The organism is Novosphingobium sp. HNCC26DJ243 (assembly GCF_057180545.1).
Genome location: NZ_JBXUGN010000001.1, coordinates 84,246 through 99,985, shown reverse-complemented (window position 1 = coordinate 99,985; position 15,740 = coordinate 84,246). Strand labels below are relative to the sequence as shown.

Sequence of the window (15,740 nt, the reverse complement as noted above, 5' to 3'; positions counted from 1 at the left end):
CCTGCTCTGCAATCGTGCCGCATTGCGTGGCGAAAACGGTTCGTTCATGCCCGGCGGATAAGGATGCCTTCATGACTCTTGCCAAGACCTTCGCCAGCGTTCTCGCACTTGCCGCAATTGCCTTCTCCGGGCCAGTCGCCGCGCGGGGAGAAACCACCAAGCGCGCCGCCACCACGCCCGCGCCCAGGCAATTGAAGCCCGCGTTGTGGAAGGTGGCCGACGCGGACACCACCATCTATCTGTTCGGCACGGTCCACGCGCTGCCGCGCAATCTTGCCTGGCTGGACGGCCCGGTGGCGACCGCGCTCGAATCTTCGGACCAGCTGGTGACCGAGATTCCCGATATGCCGGCATCCGAACAACAGAAGGCGATCGTCTCGATCGGGCTGCTGCAAGGCGAAACGCTGCGCTCACTTATGACCGACGAGGACCGGGTGGCCTACGAGGCGTTGCTGACCAAGCTCAAGATGCCACCTGAGGCCTTCGACAAGGCGGAACCCTGGCTGGCCGGGCTGACCATCGGCATGCTGCCCTATGCCATGTCCGGCTATGGCAAGGACGACGGAGCAGAAGCCGTGCTGCGCAAGGCGGCTCTGGCCAAGGGCAAGGCTCAAGGCGCGCTCGAGACCATGGTCTTCCAGCTTGGCCTGTTCGACAGCCTGCCGCGTGAGGCGCAATTGAAGTTCCTGGCCCAGGCGGTGCGTGATTTCGACAAGTCGTTCGCCCTGATCGGCACCATGACCGAACAATGGGGCACAGGCGATTCCGATGCGCTGGCCAGATTGCTCAATGACGAGATGGACGATCCCGAGCTTGCCGAGACGCTGCTGTACCAGCGCAATCGCAACTGGACATCGTGGATCGCCAAGCGGCTGGACCAGCCGGGACAAGTGTTCATCGCGGTGGGCGCAGGCCATCTGGCGGGCGCAAACAGCGTGCTCGATCTGCTGAAGCGCCAAGGCTTCACCTCGGTTCGCGTGCAGTGAAGATCGTCCTGCGCCTGCTGCTGGCAGCCGCTCTCGGCATGCTCGTCACCTGCATGGGGCGTGACGAGGACAAGCCCGAAAGCGACGCGCGGGTGGCGCTATGGCAGGTAACCGATCGCACCGGCACCGTGCACGGCTACCTGTTCGGCACGGTCCATGCGCTGCCACCGGGCACACAGTGGCTGCGGCCCGAGATTACCGATGCCTTGGCCAAGTCTGACCGGCTCGTCCTCGAAATCGCCGAGCCGCTTGACCAGACGGTCGCTGGCGAGGCGCTGGCGCGATTGGCCGGCACGGCGGGCCTGCCGCCGCCATCGCAGCGCTTGGCCGTAGCCTACCGCGATGAACTGGCGGCAGTTTACCGCAAGCTCGGCCTGTCAGACGCGGATTTTGCCGATACCGAAAGCTGGGCGGTTGCCCTGCAACTCGCCGCGATTGCGGGACAAAAGGCCGGGGCCGATCCGCAGAGCGGTGCCGAGCCGGAACTGCGCAAGCTGGCAGGCACCAAGCCGATCGCCGGGTTCGAGACGATCGACAGCCAGTTCGGCATCTTCGACGCCCTGCCCCCGCGAGAACAGCAAGTGCTCTTGCGCGAAGTTGCCGTGGAAGTGGCGAGCGACAAGGACGAGGAGGCCGACATGGTCACGCTGTGGCTGCGCGGCAACGACCTCGGCATCGCCAAGGAAAGCGACAGCGGCTTCCTCGCCGATTCCGGCTTGCACGAAGCCCTGCTCTCCAACCGCAACCGTAACTGGGCCGATCAGCTCGACGCGATGCTGAAGGCGGGCGCAAAGCCGTTCGTGGCCGTGGGCGCAGCGCACCTCGCCGGGTCCGACAGCCTCCAACGCCTGATGATGGCGCGAGGGTGGACGATCAAGCGGGTGCCTTGATAAGTGTTCGCCCACATTCAGGGTCCGATGAACTGGAAAACATGCAAAGACCGAACAACTTCATTCGATATCGCACTTAGTTGGACTATAGACTAATTATGCGTGCGTTTGCAAAAGCAGTAGTCTTCGGAACGCTCGCGGGCGCATGCATGCCGATGATGCTTTTACTTGTTCTTTCAATGGCTTCGATAATTGACGGGAAGGGAGAAGGCGAATTTTTGACTTCGCTTTTTTTCATCGCGCTCCCGATACCTCTAACTCTGATCTTCGTTCTCCCTACAAGCCTCTTTTTGGGCCTTCCCGTCACTGCGCTCCTTTCCAAGCTGAATTGGGAAAGCTTGGCTGCTTACGTCGGATTGGGCATTTTCGTCGGGTTTGGGATACCCATGTCGATCTTGCTGACATACGGCACTGATGCTTGGTGGCTTGCACTGCTGGGAGCTTTTAGTGGAGCTGTGACGGGTCGAACCTGGTGGGTGGAAGCGCGAGAAGGCCGCGCGGCTATTCGGGCGAAATTTTGATTGTCGTAAAGCTAGAGTGCCCCACCCCCACAACCCTTGCATTTCCCGGTAAACCCGCTAAGGGCCGCCGCTTCCCTGTCATGGTCATCCCTGGAGGCGTGGCGGAGGAAGATTTGAAACACAGCATTCTTGGAAGGTACTGACACATGAGCGAGACGCTTACGCTGTCGGCCGAGACGCGCGATCGGGCAGGCAAGGGAGCCTCCCGTGCACTGCGTCGCGAAGGCCGCACCCCCGCCGTGATCTATGGCGGCAATGAAGAACCGGTTGCAATCCACCTGGAAGAAAAGGCGCTCAACAAGGCGCTCGGCACCGGCCACTTCTTCAACTCGATCGTCGAACTCACCGTGGGTGGCCAGACCATCCGTACCCTCCCCAAGGACGTCGCCTTCCACCCGGTGACCGACCGTCCGCAGCACGCCGACTTCCTGCGCGTGTCGAAGGACGCTGTCGTGCACGTCAACGTGCCCGTCGCCTTCATCAACGAAGAGAAGTCGCCCGGCCTCAAGAAGGGCGGCATCCTCAACATCGTCCGCCACGAGCTGGAAATGGTATGCGCGCCTGACTCGATCCCCGACGACATCATCGTCGACGTTTCAGGCTATGAAGTGGGCGATTCGATCCACATCAGCGCCGTGACCCTGCCTGCTGGCGCCAAGCCCGCCATCACCGATCGCGATTTCACCATCGCCACGATCGTTGCTCCCTCTTCGCTGAAGAGCGAAGAAGGCGACACGACGAAGGCCGAAGACTGATCTTCGGGTGATCGCCCTGCCCTCGGGCCAGCGCGATAAAGAGCAACCCCTTCCGCCCGGTGCGGGGGGGGGTTCTTTTTTTGCGCGGCCACATCTGGCAAGGCGCGAGCGCAGCGAACTGAAGGAACGCCAAGCACATGCAACTTTGGGTCGGCCTTGGAAATCCGGGACCGCAATATGCGCTCCACCGGCACAACGTCGGCTTCATGGCGCTCGATACCCTTGCCGAGGTCCACAATTTCGGGCCGGTGCAGAAGAAGTTCCAGGGCTGGCTGCAGGAAGGCCGCATCGGCAACACCAAGGTCCTCCTGCTCAAGCCTGCGACGTTCATGAACGAGAGCGGTCGCTCGGTCGGCGAGGCCATGCGCTTCTACAAGCTCGGGCTCGAGGCACTGACGGTGTTCCACGACGAACTCGACCTCGCCCCGTTCAAGGTCAAGGTGAAGCAGGGCGGCGGCACCGCAGGCCACAATGGGTCGCGTTCGATCGACCAGCACCTGGGGGCAGATTTCCAGCGCGTGCGGCTGGGCATCGGCCATCCCGGCCACAAGGATCGGGTGACGGGCTATGTCCTCGGAAACTTCGCCAAGGCCGAACAGGATGATCTCGTCGACATGCTCGGCGCGGTGGCATCGGAGGCGTCATGGCTTGCTCAGGGTGACGCGGTGCGGTTCATGAGCGAGGTCGCCTTGCGCCAACAGCGATAAAGCGCGTCGCGCAACGGCAGTGTCGGCAGCCTTGACAACGGACCGGCACCTTTCCGCACGTTAACCACACAAGCTGTTGTTTTTCATCATTTGGCATCGGTTTTGCACAGGATGCCGTCAACCACGACTTGTTCAACGGGGGTTGATATGAAGATTCGCAAGCTCGCCATCGTTTCCGCCGCTGCCCTGACCGCCGCAGGCGCTGCGCCCGCTCAGGCCGGTTTCTTCTGGTCGACCCATACCCACTACTGCAACTGCGGCCACACGTCGGGCTCCAGCATGTGCGGCGGCACCACGACCTCGGGCGGCACCACGACCACCTCGGGTGGCACCACCACCTCCGGCGGCACGACTACGACCTCAGGCGGCACCACGACGACGACCTCAGGCGGCACCACTACGACTTCGGGTGGTACGTCGGTTCCTGAACCAGGGATGCTCGGCATGATGGCGATGGGTCTGCTCGGCGTAGGCTATGCCCGTTCGCGCAAGGTCAAGCCGCGCGCCTGATCGCGCGCAGCGCCCTGGCGAAGATCAATCTTGCCTGGAAAACCGGGCAAGGCTGGCCCGGTAGAGCGCATTGCCCGGATCGACCTCGATCGCCTGTCTGATAAAACGGATTCCGTTTGCGCGGTCCGCTCCCCCAACTGCGCGAACGTAGCCAGCCATGTACATCGTATCGGGATCATCGGGACTTAGCGACCGCGCCTTGTCTGCGGCAGCCATGGCCTCGCCTGTTCGTCCGGCGTGACTGAGCGCAAGCGCCAGCCGCTTGAAGACCCCGGCGTCGTCGCCAAGCTGCGCAAGTTCGCCATAGGCCGCAATCGCGGCGTTCCAGTCCTGGCGCGCCAATGCCCCCTGCCCTTTGCCGGAAAGGGTTTGCGCGGCGCTGGTGCGGACAGCGCCAAGCCGCGCACGCAACGCCTCGGCTTCGGGACTGTTGATCGCGCGCGCCGCCTTTTCGGCGAGTTCCAGTTCGCGCGGCCCGGCAAGCAGGCTGTCCGAAAGCGGTTTTACCGTGGCGTAGGCTGCTGCCGCATCGCCCGTTTCCAGTTGTGCCTGCGCCAGCATGAGCCGCGAATAGGGATTGTTGGGAGAGCGCGTCAAAGCACGCTGGAACATGGCCCGCGCCTGCTCGGGGTGACCAAGACGCAACATCGCCTCGGCATAGGTGAGACCATTGGCTGACAGCGGATCGAGACGCCCTTCCTCGCGTGAAAGGACCGTACGCACCTGTTCCCAATCGCCCTTCATCGCCGCGAACTGCACCTTGAGATCGGTGACGCGCGGATCATCGGGTGCGATCGCTGCGGCGCGTCCGGTCATTGCGATAGCGGCGTCGAGCTTGCCTTCGATATCGTAAGCGGTCGCGCGCGCGATCCAGGGATCGGGCACCTTGGGATAGCGCTTGGCCGCGCGCTCGAGCGTGGCGTGGGCCTCGCCCATGCGTCCCTGTCTCGTCGCCAGCTCCGAAGCCAGCATCAGGGAATCGAAGCCGTCCGGCTCCAGTCGCGACAAGGCCGCAACTTGCGCGGAGGCGCCTTCCAGATCCTGAGCGCTCAGCAGAAACCGCGCATAATCCCGCATCAGCAGCGGATCACTGCCCGCGGCCGCCCCCTTCTTCAGGGCTTCGAGTGCGCCGCTCGCATCCTCAAGCCGGATCTTTGCCGCAGCACGGATGCGCCATGCGGTGGGAGATGCGTCTTGACCAAGCAGGGCCAGCGCATCTTCGGGCAAGCCGCGCAGCAACAAGGCCTCGGCCTTTATCCGCGCCAGATCGGGCCCTTTGAAGCCCGCACGCTCCAGCCGGGCCGCCGTTGCTTGCGCGCCATCACCGTCTCCGAGCCGCAACTGCACGTCGGCCAGGAGCCTCAGCAATTCGGCGTCATCACCCTTTTGCGCCAGTGCTGCGGAAAGGTCGACGCGCGCAGCGCCCAGTTCCATTGCCGCGATCTCTTCGCGCGCACGCGCAATCCTCGCGGCCGGATCTTCACCGCAGGCCGCCACCATCAAGAATAGGGGAGCAAGCGCCACAACGTTTCTCATGCACCTGCAATGCCACGAACGCCTGAAAGTTTGGTGAAAGGCAAAACATATGAAAAGCGTCGGAAAAGTTTACGAACGAATTGTCATTAACCATTCAATGTGACGTATTTCTGCGGTTGGCACGGGGTTTGCTGAGTATGCCGTCAACCAATTCAATACGGGGACTCACCATGAACGCCTTGAAGATGCTTACGGGACTTGCCGCTTCCGCATCCCTCGCCTTCGCCGCTCCGGCGTTTGCGGATTCGATCACGCTCGGCTCGGGCGATATCGGCTCGACCTTCTCGCTGAACTATGACGGCTTCTCGGGCAGCACCGCGATCAGTGGCCTGACCGGATCGACCACGTTCACGCTGACCGGCGTCTCGGGCAACGATTACACGTTCGATTACAGCGTGGCCAACACCAGCTCCGCACCGGTGACCGACTCGCGCATCTCGAGCTTCGCTTTCAACACTGATCCGACGATCTCGTCGGCCAGCAGCACCGGTGCATTCTCGTACACGACGCTGAACTCGAATTATCCCAACGGAATCGGCACCGTCGATGTGTGCTTCAAGGATGCTCAGACCGGAAGCTGCGCAGGCGGCGGCAGCGGCGGCCTGACTCTGGGCCAGACCGGCACTGGTTCATTCACCCTGAGCTTCTCCTCGCCCGTCAGCGCCCTGACGCTGAGCGACTTCTACGTGCGCTACCAGTCGATCAGCGGCGTTCCGGGCATCAGCTCTGCCAGCGGCGCAGGAACGATGACCTCGACCAGCACGGGCGGATCGACCGGCGGCTCCACTGGTGGCACCCCGGTGCCTGAACCCGGCATGCTCGGCCTGTTCGGCCTCAGCCTTGTGGGCCTTGCCATGGCGCGCCGTCGCCAGTCGGCACGACGCCTCGCCATCGCCTGAACGAACGCCGCATTATACCAAGAGAGGAGCCCGCGCATTGCGCCGGCTCCTCTTTTCGCATGCGATCGATCAGCCGTGCTCGGCCTTGCGCAGGTGATCGCGGATATTTGCGTTGTCCGGTGCCTTGCGGGCGGCATCGCGAAGCAAGGCAAGGCCGCGCGAACGGTCCTCGCCCGACTGCACGAGCAACCAGCCCAGCGTATCCATGACCGAGGCATTCCCCGGCGCCTTCTTCAAAGCGCGTTCGGCATAATCGATGGCCTTCGACATGTTGCCGACCTGCCCCTGGGCGTAGGCCATGTTGTTGAGCACCAGCGGATTGGTGCCGTCGGTCACTGCAAGAATCCGCTCGTAAGCGGCAATCGCGTTGCCCCAGTTGTTCTGGCGAACCGCGGTATCGGCCTGCGCCAGCGTCGCCGCCAGCGCCTGGGCGGAGGGGAACCGGGCCTTCTGCGCCAGCTTCGCGGCTTCCGGATCACCCGAAGCTTCGGCCGCCTTTGCCAACAGACGCAGGTCCTCGACATCGGCGGTCTGCACCTCGGCGAAAGGCCGCATGGTTTCGACCGCGCCGGTTGCATCGCCGGCGGCGAGCTGGGCCTTGGCCAGTTCGCGGCGCAGCATCGCGCTTTGCGGATTACGGGTGAGCAGCGGCTGGAGGCGCGCGCGCGCCTGTTCGGGCTGCTTCAGCTGAACCAGCGCCTGAGCATAAAGCACGGTCGCTTCATCCTTGCCCTGTAATGCTGTCTCGTTCGCCTGAAGCACGCTGCGCACGGTTGGCCAGTCGCCGCGCGAGGCTGCGGCGCGCGCCTGCAGCCAAGCCACCTCGCTACCGCCCTTCACTTCGGCGAGGCTCTCAAGCACCGCGTCCATTTCCTTGGTGCGGCCCAGATCGCCCAGCACGGCGGCCTTGCCTGCCAGCGCCGCCAGATTTCCAGGCCACGCCTTTGCAGCGCGATCATATGTCGCAAGTGCCTGCGCCAGATGCCCTTCGGCGGTCGCCACTTCGGCGTCGGCCAGCATGCTGTCCACCAGGTCAGGCGCCGAAGCCTTTGCCCGATCTGCGAGAGCACGGGCGCTCTTCACATCGCCGCCCATCAAGGCAAACCGCGCATAGTCAGCCAGCAGGCGACCGTCGCTCGCTCCCGTGGCGCCCGCAGCAAAGGCCTTGGCCGCTGCATCACGATCGTCCTTGGCGAGCATCGCCAGCGCCCGGATGCGTTGTGCCGATGCAGAGCCATCAGCACCGATTGCCGACAACGCATCGTCCGGTGCCCCGCGCAGCAATGCGGCCTCGCCGGCGAGCAAAGCGAAATCGGCCGGCCGGCGCCCTTGTGGCAATCGGGCGAGCGCTGCCTCGGCAGCGATGCCGTCGCCCATCGCCAGGGCGTTGCGGGCCTGAAGCTCGATCAGGCCGGCATCGCCCGGATTGGCTTCCAATGCCGATGCAATGTCGACCTGGGCGGAGCGGAAATCGTGCGCTGCAAAGGCCTTGCGCGCCCGCTCCGCACGCTCTTGCGGGCTCGCACTGCACGCCATGACCAGCAAGGGCAAGGCAAGCGGCAAGGTCAGTCTGGCCAGCTTATTCATGAATCCATTCTCCACCGATCCGGACCTTGTGCCGTGAATGCCTGAAATTTCGGTGAAGGTTTCCAAACCCTGCTGGTGCGGCTATGGGCGCGGCCAGCCAAGGAGTTTGAAATGGGTTTTCGTTGCGGGATCGTCGGTCTTCCCAATGTCGGCAAATCGACGCTGTTCAATGCGCTGACCGAGACGCAGGCCGCGCAGGCCGCGAACTATCCGTTCTGCACGATCGAACCGAACGTAGGGAACGTCGGCGTGCCCGACCCGCGCCTCGACAAGCTGGCCGCCATCGCGGGAAGCCAGAAGATCATCCCGACGCAGCTCGGCTTCGTCGACATCGCCGGTCTCGTGCGCGGCGCGTCGAAAGGCGAAGGCCTGGGCAACCAGTTCCTCGGCAACATCCGCGAAGTGGACGCGATCGTCCACGTGCTGCGCTGCTTCGAGAACGATGACATCCAGCATGTCGACAACAAGGTCGATCCGATCTCCGATGCAGAGACGGTCGAGACCGAGCTGATGCTTTCCGATCTCGAGAGCCTCGAGAAGCGCGTTCCTGCTGCCGAGAAGAAGGCCAAGGCGGGCGACAAGGAATCGAAGATCATAGCCTCGGTACTGGGCCAGGCGCTCGAACTGCTGCGCGAAGGCAAGCCCGCGCGATTGACCGAGCCGAAGGACGAGGAAGAACTGCGCGTCTTCCGTCAGGCCCAGCTGCTCACCGCCAAGCCTGTGCTCTATGTCTGCAACGTCGAGGAAGAAAGTGCGGCCGAAGGCAACGCGTTTTCGGCACGCGTGTTCGAAAAGGCGAAGGCCGAGGGCGCGAACGCCGTCATCGTCTCGGCCGCAATCGAATCCGAGCTCGTCGGCATGGACGCCGAAGAGCGCAGCGTCTTCCTCGAGGAAATGGGGCTGCACGAAACCGGCCTCGCCCGCGTCATCCGCGCAGGTTACGATCTCCTCCACCTCATTACCTTCTTCACCGTCGGACCCAAGGAAGCACGCGCCTGGACCGTCCATCTTGGTGCCAAGGCTCCGGAAGCGGCGGGCGAGATCCATTCCGACATGCAGCGCGGCTTCATCCGTGCCGAGACCATCGCCTATGACGATTTCGTCAGCCTTGGCGGTGAAAGCGCCGCGCGCGATGCCGGAAAGCTGCGCCAGGAAGGCAAGGAATACGTGGTGAAGGACGGCGACGTCCTCCACTTCAAGTTCAACGTCTGATCTTCAGGCTTCGAAAGCGGCGATGATCGGGCACGGTCCGGCATCGCCCCTGGCGCATTCGTTCGCGAGCTTGCGCAGTGATTGCCGCGCCGCTTCCAGCCGGGCGATTTCCTGATCGATCGCTTCAAGGCGGCCCCGTGCCATCGCGCTGGCACGAGGGCGATCATGGCCGGCATCCAGTGCGAGCAATTCCGCGATCTCGGCAAGCGTAAACCCGGCGGCTTTCGCGCTTCGCACGAAACGAAGGCGGCGCAAATCGTCGGGGCCGTAATGCTGTTGCCCTTCCCGCCCTGACTTGCTGGGCCGAGGGTCGTCAAGCAGGCCCTTGCGCTGATAGAAACGCACTGTTTCCACCCCGACACCGGCCTCTCTGGCCAAACCGGAAATCGTCATCGCCATAATGCTTGACTCCGTACCATGGTACGCAAGTTATAAGCATCGCCATGACACAGGAAAAGACCACCAAGCCCGTCGCCGTGCTCAATCGCATGGTCATGCCCAAGCACATCTGCCCCTATGGCGTGAAAGTGAAGCACCTGCTCGAAAGAAAGGGTTACACGGTCGAGGACCACTGGTTGCAGACCCGTGAGGAGACCGACGCGTTCAAGGCCGAACACGGCGTGAAAACGACGCCTCAGGTCTTCATCGGCGGTGAGCGCATCGGCGGACACGACGACACACGCCGCTTCCTCGGCCTGAAGGTCGCCGATCCCGATGCGGTGAGCTACGTCCCCGTGCTTGCGGTGTTCGCCATTGCCGCAGGACTCGCTCTGGCCGTGAGCTTTGCGACATTCGGCACGCCGTTCACCGGCCGATCGCTCGAATGGTTCGTATCCTTCGCGATGGCGCTCCTCGCCATGCTCAAGCTTCAGGACGTCGATCGGTTTGCGACGATGTTCCTGGGCTACGACCTCCTGGCACGCCGCTGGGTGCCCTATGCCTATCTCTATCCATTCGGCGAGGCATTGGCAGGCATACTCATGTCTGCCCGCGCGCTTGAATGGCTGTCTGTCCCCATTGCCCTGTTCATCGGCACGATTGGCGCGGTATCAGTGTTTTACGCCGTCTATGTCCAGAAGCGCGAGCTCAAGTGCGCCTGCGTGGGTGGCTCGGGCCGTGTGCCGCTGGGCTTCGTTTCGTTGACCGAGAACCTGGTGATGGTTGCCATGGCCCTGTGGATGATAGTGCGGCCGATGTGATGCCGGCGGGCACGAATGCCCGCCCCTTGCGTTCTGGCTCGATCAAGATGAGAGCGAGGGGCGGGCGATGGTCGACAAGTCTGAAAAGGTTGCATGGCTTGCGCGGATCGGGTTCGCGACACGAGGCATCGTCTATATCCTGCTCGGTTACCTTGCCTTGACCACCGCCCGGCACGCAGATGTCGATGACGGTCCGGGCGATGCGTTTGCGGTCGTGGCGGGCATCCCCGGAGGATCGCTCGCGCTCTATCTCGCAGCCGCAGGACTTATCGGCTATGCGCTCTATCGCCTTTCGTGCGCGTTCTTCGACATCGAACGCAAGGGGACCGATACAAAGGGCGTGGCCCAGCGGATTGGCTATTTCGCAAGCGCACTCGTCCATTTCGCTATGGCTTGGACGGCAGCGCGCATCGCTTCGGGCGCGCGCAAATCCGGCTCAGATCAATCGTCGGAAATGGCCGAAAGCGTGCTGACCTATTCGCTCGGCTCAACCGTTCTCGGGGTACTCGGCCTTGCGCTGATCATTGGCGGATTCATGCAGGGAAATAGCGCGCTGACCGCCTCTTTCATGCGCAATGTCTCGCACAGGGCACCGCGCGCCACGTGCTGGATCGGTCGCGCCGGCCACGCCGCAAGGGCAGTGGTCTTCGCCCTGATAGGCTGGTCATTGCTGCGCTCGGCTTGGTTCGAACGAAGCAGCGAAGTGCTGTCGCTGGGCGGCGCGATCAATGATCTGCGCGACATGGGCCTTGCCTTCAGCCTGGTTGCAGCAGGCCTGTTACTGTTCGGCGTGTTCAGCGTGATTCTCGCAAGGTACCGCATCATTCCCGATCCAGCCCCGCCCTCGCATTTAAAAATGCCGTGGCATCGTTGAGACGGCTTAACCGATCGATTGACTTTGCCTGCCCTTCCGGCAAACCTGCTGACCATGCAGTATTTTGAAGACCTTCAACCCGGTGCCGTGCAGCGCTTTGGCAGTTATGCGGTCACGCGGGACGAAGTGATCGACTTCGCTTCGAAGTACGATCCTCAACCTTTCCATCTCGAAGACGATGCTGCGGCAAAAACGCATTTCGGGCGCCTTTCGGCCAGCGGCTGGCATACCTGCGCCATGACCATGGCGATGCTGGTGGAAAACCTGAAGGCGCGCCAACAGGCTGGCCTCGGCTCACCTGGGCTGGACGAGATTCGCTGGCTCACCCCGGTCTTTCCCGGCGACACGCTCTCGGTCGAAACCGAAATCGTCGACAAGAAGCGCAGCGGATCGCGGCCCGAGATGGGGAGTTTCCGTTCGAACGTGCGCGTGTTCAATCAGGACGGAGTGGTTGTGATGACGATGAAGTCGATCGGGCTCATCCGCGTGCGCGCGCCCGAAAGCACCTGAAGCCTCAGATCGCCTTGCACTGGACGTCGCCGTTCGCTTCATACGCGGGGCGTTCGAAGGCGTCGGTAATTACCAGCTTGCCCCGGAACTGCTCGGCCCCGCCGGCCGGCGTGATCGGCCCGATGGCGGTCAGCGTCAGGGCATAAGCTTTGCCAGTATAGCGTGACCAGCTCCCCTTGGGCATTTTTGCGCTGCCGGTATCGGGCGCAAGCACCATGATCTCGCCATTGACCTTGATGACCCCGCGCTTGTCCTGTGCGAGCAGTACCGCGCCGAGCCCGCCTCCTTCGGCCACGAATGCACAACCCGTGCCGTGAAGTTTGGCGCGGGTGATGTCGGGATAGAGGATCGCCTGCGGATCGAGCGTCTGGACCGGCGGCTTCACATCCTGCGCCGCATTGACTGCGGCGATCGCCTCGGCATCGCTCGGCTCCTTTTCGTCGCAGGCGGCAAGACCCGCAAGGCCAAGGGCGATCATGGCAGCACGCGCGATGGACAGCATCACTTTCTCCCGAACAGCTTTTCTATGTCCCCATGGGCAAGCTTGACCCAGGTTGGGCGGCCATGATTGCACTGACCCGAGCGCGGCGTCACCTCCATTTCGCGCAGCAGCGCGTTCATTTCCGCTACCGACAGCACGCGCCCTGCCCGCACCGAGCCATGGCAGGCCATCGTCGCAAGGATCAGATCCAGCTTCTCGCCCAGCAGCAGGGCGTCACCATGATGGGCAAGGTCGTCGGCGACGTCTGCGACCAGCCTCGCGGGATCGCCCTTGGAAAGCGCGGCCGGGATCGACCGCACCAGCATTGCCGCAGGACCGAACCGTTCCAGCACCAGCCCGAATTCGGCAAGCTTGTCCGCCGCCGCTTCCAGCCGGTCACAGGCCACTTCTTCCAGTTCGACGACCTCGGGGATGAGCATCGCCTGTGCCGGAGTAGTGCCCTGCCCCGCGCCAGCCGCGCGCAATCGCTCCAGCACAAGCCGCTCATGCGCCGCGTGCTGATCTACGATCACCAGGCCGTCCTCGGCTTCGGCGACGATGTAGGTCTTGGCCACCTGCCCGCGAGCCACGCCCAAGGGATAACGCGGTGCTTCCGCAACATCCTCGGTCGCCGGTTCGGCGCGAGCCGTCGGCGGTGCCATTACCGATTGTTCGTAGCCGCGCCACGCCGCCCCGGCGTCCGAGACCCGTGCGTCGGGCCGCCACGGCTGCGCAAAGATGCTGGCCTGCTGTATCGTCGGCGTCGGTGCGAGCGGCTCTGCCTGCCACGCCGCCATCGCGCTTGCCGATGGTGCCTGTGCGGACCGGCGGTCCCCGCTCGAAAGCGCGTGCCGCAGGCCTGAGACGACCATGCCGCGCACAAGCGCCGGATCGCGGAAGCGCACTTCCGTCTTGGCCGGATGGACATTCACATCCACCTCCGATCCCGGCACCTGCAGAAACAGCGCCAGCACGGCATGGCGATCGCGCGCCAGCATGTCGGCATAAGCCCCGCGCACTGCGCCGATCAACAGGCGGTCCTTCACCGGTCTGCCGTTGACGAAAAGGTACTGATGATCGGCCACGCCGCGATTGTAGGTGGGCAAGCCGGCAACGCCGGTCAGGTGATAGTCCCCGCGCTCGAGATCGACGGTCACCGAATTTCCGGCAAGTTCACGCGCCACCAGTTGTGCGACGCGGGCCTCAAGCGTTTCGCCGGACTGTACATGGAGCGCGCGGCGTCCATCGTGCTCCAGCGTAAAGCCCAGATCGGGCCGCGCCATCGCCAGCCTGCGCACGACATCCATCGACGCCGCCCATTCGGACCGTGCACTGCGCAGGAACTTGCGCCGTGCCGGGATCTTGTCGAACAGATGCTCCACCCGCACTCGCGTGCCCGGAGGCAGGGCAGCCGGACCTTCGGAGAAGAGCGCGCCGTTGTCGACCACGCGCTTCCAGCCATCGGCGCTGCCTTGCGGGCGGCTTTCAACCGTCACGCGCGCAACCGAGGCAATCGAAGGCAGCGCCTCGCCCCTGAAGCCCAGCGTCTCGACCTCCTCGATCGCCTCGTCGGGCAGCTTCGAGGTAGCATGGCGTTCCAGCGCGAGTTCGATCTCGTCGGGACGCATGCCGCAGCCATCGTCCGAGACCTCGATCATCGCCAGGCCGCCTTCGGACAGGCGCACATGGACGTGCGTTGCACCCGCATCGATAGCGTTTTCGACCAGTTCCTTGAGCGCACTGGCAGGCCGTTCCACCACCTCGCCGGCCGCGATACGGTTGATCAGGGTTTCGGGTAGACGGCGGATGACTCGCATGGTCCGACAGGCTCTAGCGCCGAACTCGCCTTATTTCGAGACAAGCCGAGAACTTATCTGTCCAATGCGGTACAAGCCTATGGGTTTTGCTGCGCACCCCTGCTAATGAGCCGCCTTCCCGGGCGCACATTCTGGAGGGGTCTGGCGCGTGCCCGTGCGCCAAACCGCAGTTTATTTACGGATTTCCTGATGGCTTCGATCTTTTCCCGATTCTTCAAGTTCGGTTCCCAGAACATCGCGATCGACCTCGGCACGGCCAATACGCTGGTCTATGTCCAGGATCGCGGCATCGTGCTGAACGAACCTTCCGTCGTCGCCATCGAAACGATTAACGGAATCAAGCGCGTAAAGGCCGTCGGCGATGACGCCAAGATGATGATGGGCAAGACGCCCGACAACATCGAAGCCATCCGCCCGCTTCGCGACGGCGTGATCGCCGACATCGAAGTCGCCGAAGAAATGATCAAGCACTTCATCCGCAAGGTCCACGGATCGAAGAGCCTGCTGCGCTATCCCGAAATCGTGATCTGCGTGCCCTCGGGCGCCACCTCGGTCGAAAAGCGCGCAATCCGCGATGCCGCGAGCAACGCCGGCGCAAGCCAGGTCTACCTGATCCTCGAGCCGATGGCCGCTGCGATCGGAGCCGACATGCCAGTGACAGAGCCGGTGGGCTCGATGGTGGTCGATATCGGCGGCGGCACGACCGAAGTTGCCGTCCTTTCGCTGCGCGGTCTGGCCTACACCACTTCGGTGCGCGTCGGCGGTGACAAGATGGACGAAGCGATCGTGTCCTACGTCCGCCGCCATCACAACCTGCTGATCGGCGAAGGCACTGCTGAACGCATCAAGAAGGACTATGGCATCGCGATGGTCCCCGCCGATGGCATCGGCGAGACGATCGCGATCAAGGGTCGCGACCTCGTCAACGGCGTGCCCAAGGAAATCACCATCACGCAGGCCAATGTCGCCGAAGCGCTTTCCGAACCGATCGGTGCAATCGTCGAAGGCGTGCGAATCGCGCTGGAGAACACGGCGCCCGAACTGGCTGCCGATATTGTTGACCAGGGCATCGTGCTGACCGGTGGTGGCGCGCTGATCCGCGGCCTCGACGAGCATCTTCGCGAAGAGACCGGACTGCCGGTCAGCGTTGCTGAAGATCCGCTGTCCTGCGTCGCTCTCGGTACGGGTCGCGCGATGGAAGATCCGATCTATCGCGGCGTCCTGACGACAGCCTGACCAGAACGAAACCACACTTC

At 63.3% G+C, this 15,740-nt stretch carries 17 protein-coding genes; 12 read left to right on the top strand and 5 right to left on the bottom strand.

Translation table 11 applies throughout. The features are described 5' to 3' along the window. Positions 1–71 precede the first annotated feature (71 nt). From AC2A04_RS00525 to AC2A04_RS00500, 6 genes are all read left to right on the top strand, one after another. Positions 72–986 carry a TraB/GumN family protein gene (locus tag AC2A04_RS00525; RefSeq protein ID WP_484210363.1) on the top strand — a complete coding sequence of 305 codons (915 nt, stop codon included), beginning with the start codon at positions 72–74 and terminating at the stop codon, positions 984–986. Further along, positions 983–1,876, top strand: coding sequence for a TraB/GumN family protein (locus AC2A04_RS00520; protein ID WP_484210362.1), 894 nt, complete (start codon positions 983–985; stop codon positions 1,874–1,876). Before AC2A04_RS00525 ends, AC2A04_RS00520 begins: the two co-directional genes overlap by 4 nt. Before the next feature lie 149 nt (positions 1,877–2,025). Then, positions 2,026–2,397, top strand: a complete 372-nt coding sequence (locus tag AC2A04_RS00515) for a hypothetical protein (protein WP_484210361.1) — start codon at positions 2,026–2,028, stop codon at positions 2,395–2,397. Between the two features lie 146 nt (positions 2,398–2,543). Then, complete coding sequence (locus tag AC2A04_RS00510) at positions 2,544–3,152, top strand: 50S ribosomal protein L25/general stress protein Ctc (protein ID WP_484210360.1); 609 nt, start codon at positions 2,544–2,546, stop codon at positions 3,150–3,152. 137 nt (positions 3,153–3,289) lie between these two features. Then, entirely contained in the window at positions 3,290–3,859 is a 570-nt protein-coding gene (pth, locus tag AC2A04_RS00505; RefSeq protein WP_484210359.1) for an aminoacyl-tRNA hydrolase, read from the top strand. 147 nt (positions 3,860–4,006) lie between these two features. Further along, complete coding sequence (locus AC2A04_RS00500) at positions 4,007–4,369, top strand: PEP-CTERM sorting domain-containing protein (protein ID WP_484210358.1); 363 nt, start codon at positions 4,007–4,009, stop codon at positions 4,367–4,369. A 24-nt stretch (positions 4,370–4,393) separates the two neighbouring features. Here the strand turns inward: AC2A04_RS00500 and AC2A04_RS00495 are convergent, their stop codons facing one another. After that, complete coding sequence (locus AC2A04_RS00495) at positions 4,394–5,905, bottom strand: tetratricopeptide repeat protein (RefSeq protein ID WP_484210357.1); 1,512 nt, start codon at positions 5,903–5,905, stop codon at positions 4,394–4,396. Between the two features lie 170 nt (positions 5,906–6,075). Between AC2A04_RS00495 and AC2A04_RS00490 the strand changes: the two genes are divergently transcribed. Beyond that, positions 6,076–6,804 carry a cistern family PEP-CTERM protein gene (locus AC2A04_RS00490; protein ID WP_484210356.1) on the top strand — a complete coding sequence of 243 codons (729 nt, stop codon included), beginning with the start codon at positions 6,076–6,078 and terminating at the stop codon, positions 6,802–6,804. Between the two features lie 69 nt (positions 6,805–6,873). On the opposite strand, the gene AC2A04_RS00485 is transcribed toward AC2A04_RS00490, so the two are convergent. Further along, on the bottom strand, positions 6,874–8,391 hold the full coding sequence (locus AC2A04_RS00485) for a tetratricopeptide repeat protein (protein ID WP_484210355.1): 1,518 nt from the start codon (positions 8,389–8,391) through the stop codon (positions 6,874–6,876). 111 nt (positions 8,392–8,502) lie between these two features. Between AC2A04_RS00485 and ychF the strand changes: the two genes are divergently transcribed. Next, positions 8,503–9,603: a redox-regulated ATPase YchF gene (gene ychF, locus AC2A04_RS00480; RefSeq protein WP_484210354.1), complete on the top strand. Its 1,101-nt coding sequence runs from the start codon at positions 8,503–8,505 to the stop codon at positions 9,601–9,603. Between the two features lie 3 nt (positions 9,604–9,606). Here the strand turns inward: ychF and AC2A04_RS00475 are convergent, their stop codons facing one another. Further along, complete coding sequence (locus AC2A04_RS00475; RefSeq protein ID WP_484210353.1) at positions 9,607–10,002, bottom strand: MerR family transcriptional regulator; 396 nt, start codon at positions 10,000–10,002, stop codon at positions 9,607–9,609. A gap of 44 nt (positions 10,003–10,046) precedes the next feature. Between AC2A04_RS00475 and AC2A04_RS00470 the strand changes: the two genes are divergently transcribed. The 3 genes from AC2A04_RS00470 to AC2A04_RS00460 all read left to right on the top strand — a co-directional run bounded on the left by AC2A04_RS00470 (position 10,047) and on the right by AC2A04_RS00460 (position 12,186). Next, the gene (locus AC2A04_RS00470) at positions 10,047–10,802 is read left to right on the top strand and encodes a MauE/DoxX family redox-associated membrane protein (protein ID WP_484210352.1); all 756 of its coding nucleotides are present in this window, start codon (positions 10,047–10,049) and stop codon (positions 10,800–10,802) included. A 67-nt stretch (positions 10,803–10,869) separates the two neighbouring features. Next, positions 10,870–11,676 (top strand): DUF1206 domain-containing protein, encoded by an 807-nt coding sequence (locus tag AC2A04_RS00465; protein WP_484210351.1) that lies wholly within the window; start codon positions 10,870–10,872, stop codon positions 11,674–11,676. A 54-nt stretch (positions 11,677–11,730) separates the two neighbouring features. Next, positions 11,731–12,186, top strand: coding sequence for a MaoC family dehydratase (locus tag AC2A04_RS00460; RefSeq protein WP_484210350.1), 456 nt, complete (start codon positions 11,731–11,733; stop codon positions 12,184–12,186). 4 nt (positions 12,187–12,190) lie between these two features. On the opposite strand, the gene AC2A04_RS00455 is transcribed toward AC2A04_RS00460, so the two are convergent. Both AC2A04_RS00455 and mutL read right to left on the bottom strand, forming a co-directional pair. Next, positions 12,191–12,691, bottom strand: a complete 501-nt coding sequence (locus AC2A04_RS00455; RefSeq protein WP_484210349.1) for a hypothetical protein — start codon at positions 12,689–12,691, stop codon at positions 12,191–12,193. Then, positions 12,688–14,484 carry a DNA mismatch repair endonuclease MutL gene (gene mutL, locus AC2A04_RS00450; protein ID WP_484210348.1) on the bottom strand — a complete coding sequence of 599 codons (1,797 nt, stop codon included), beginning with the start codon at positions 14,482–14,484 and terminating at the stop codon, positions 12,688–12,690. Before mutL ends, AC2A04_RS00455 begins: the two co-directional genes overlap by 4 nt. Before the next feature lie 189 nt (positions 14,485–14,673). Between mutL and AC2A04_RS00445 the strand changes: the two genes are divergently transcribed. Continuing rightward, entirely contained in the window at positions 14,674–15,720 is a 1,047-nt protein-coding gene (locus AC2A04_RS00445; protein WP_484210347.1) for a rod shape-determining protein, read from the top strand. The last annotated feature ends 20 nt before the right edge of the window (positions 15,721–15,740 follow it).

Excerpts from the sequence above, each read along its gene's own strand:
- AC2A04_RS00525 (WP_484210363.1), top strand. The coding sequence starts at position 72 with ATGACTCTTGCCAAGACCTTCGCCAGCGTTCTCGCACTTGCCGCAATT.
- AC2A04_RS00515 (WP_484210361.1), top strand. The coding sequence starts at position 2,026 with ATGCCGATGATGCTTTTACTTGTTCTTTCAATGGCTTCGATAATTGAC.
- AC2A04_RS00510 (WP_484210360.1), top strand. The coding sequence starts at position 2,544 with ATGAGCGAGACGCTTACGCTGTCGGCCGAGACGCGCGATCGGGCAGGC.
- pth (WP_484210359.1), top strand. The coding sequence starts at position 3,290 with ATGCAACTTTGGGTCGGCCTTGGAAATCCGGGACCGCAATATGCGCTC.
- AC2A04_RS00500 (WP_484210358.1), top strand. The coding sequence starts at position 4,007 with ATGAAGATTCGCAAGCTCGCCATCGTTTCCGCCGCTGCCCTGACCGCC.
- AC2A04_RS00495 (WP_484210357.1), bottom strand. The coding sequence starts at position 5,905 with ATGAGAAACGTTGTGGCGCTTGCTCCCCTATTCTTGATGGTGGCGGCC.
- AC2A04_RS00490 (WP_484210356.1), top strand. The coding sequence starts at position 6,076 with ATGAACGCCTTGAAGATGCTTACGGGACTTGCCGCTTCCGCATCCCTC.
- AC2A04_RS00485 (WP_484210355.1), bottom strand. The coding sequence starts at position 8,391 with ATGAATAAGCTGGCCAGACTGACCTTGCCGCTTGCCTTGCCCTTGCTG.
- ychF (WP_484210354.1), top strand. The coding sequence starts at position 8,503 with ATGGGTTTTCGTTGCGGGATCGTCGGTCTTCCCAATGTCGGCAAATCG.
- AC2A04_RS00475 (WP_484210353.1), bottom strand. The coding sequence starts at position 10,002 with ATGGCGATGACGATTTCCGGTTTGGCCAGAGAGGCCGGTGTCGGGGTG.
- AC2A04_RS00470 (WP_484210352.1), top strand. The coding sequence starts at position 10,047 with ATGACACAGGAAAAGACCACCAAGCCCGTCGCCGTGCTCAATCGCATG.
- AC2A04_RS00465 (WP_484210351.1), top strand. The coding sequence starts at position 10,870 with ATGGTCGACAAGTCTGAAAAGGTTGCATGGCTTGCGCGGATCGGGTTC.
- AC2A04_RS00460 (WP_484210350.1), top strand. The coding sequence starts at position 11,731 with ATGCAGTATTTTGAAGACCTTCAACCCGGTGCCGTGCAGCGCTTTGGC.
- mutL (WP_484210348.1), bottom strand. The coding sequence starts at position 14,484 with ATGCGAGTCATCCGCCGTCTACCCGAAACCCTGATCAACCGTATCGCG.
- AC2A04_RS00445 (WP_484210347.1), top strand. The coding sequence starts at position 14,674 with ATGGCTTCGATCTTTTCCCGATTCTTCAAGTTCGGTTCCCAGAACATC.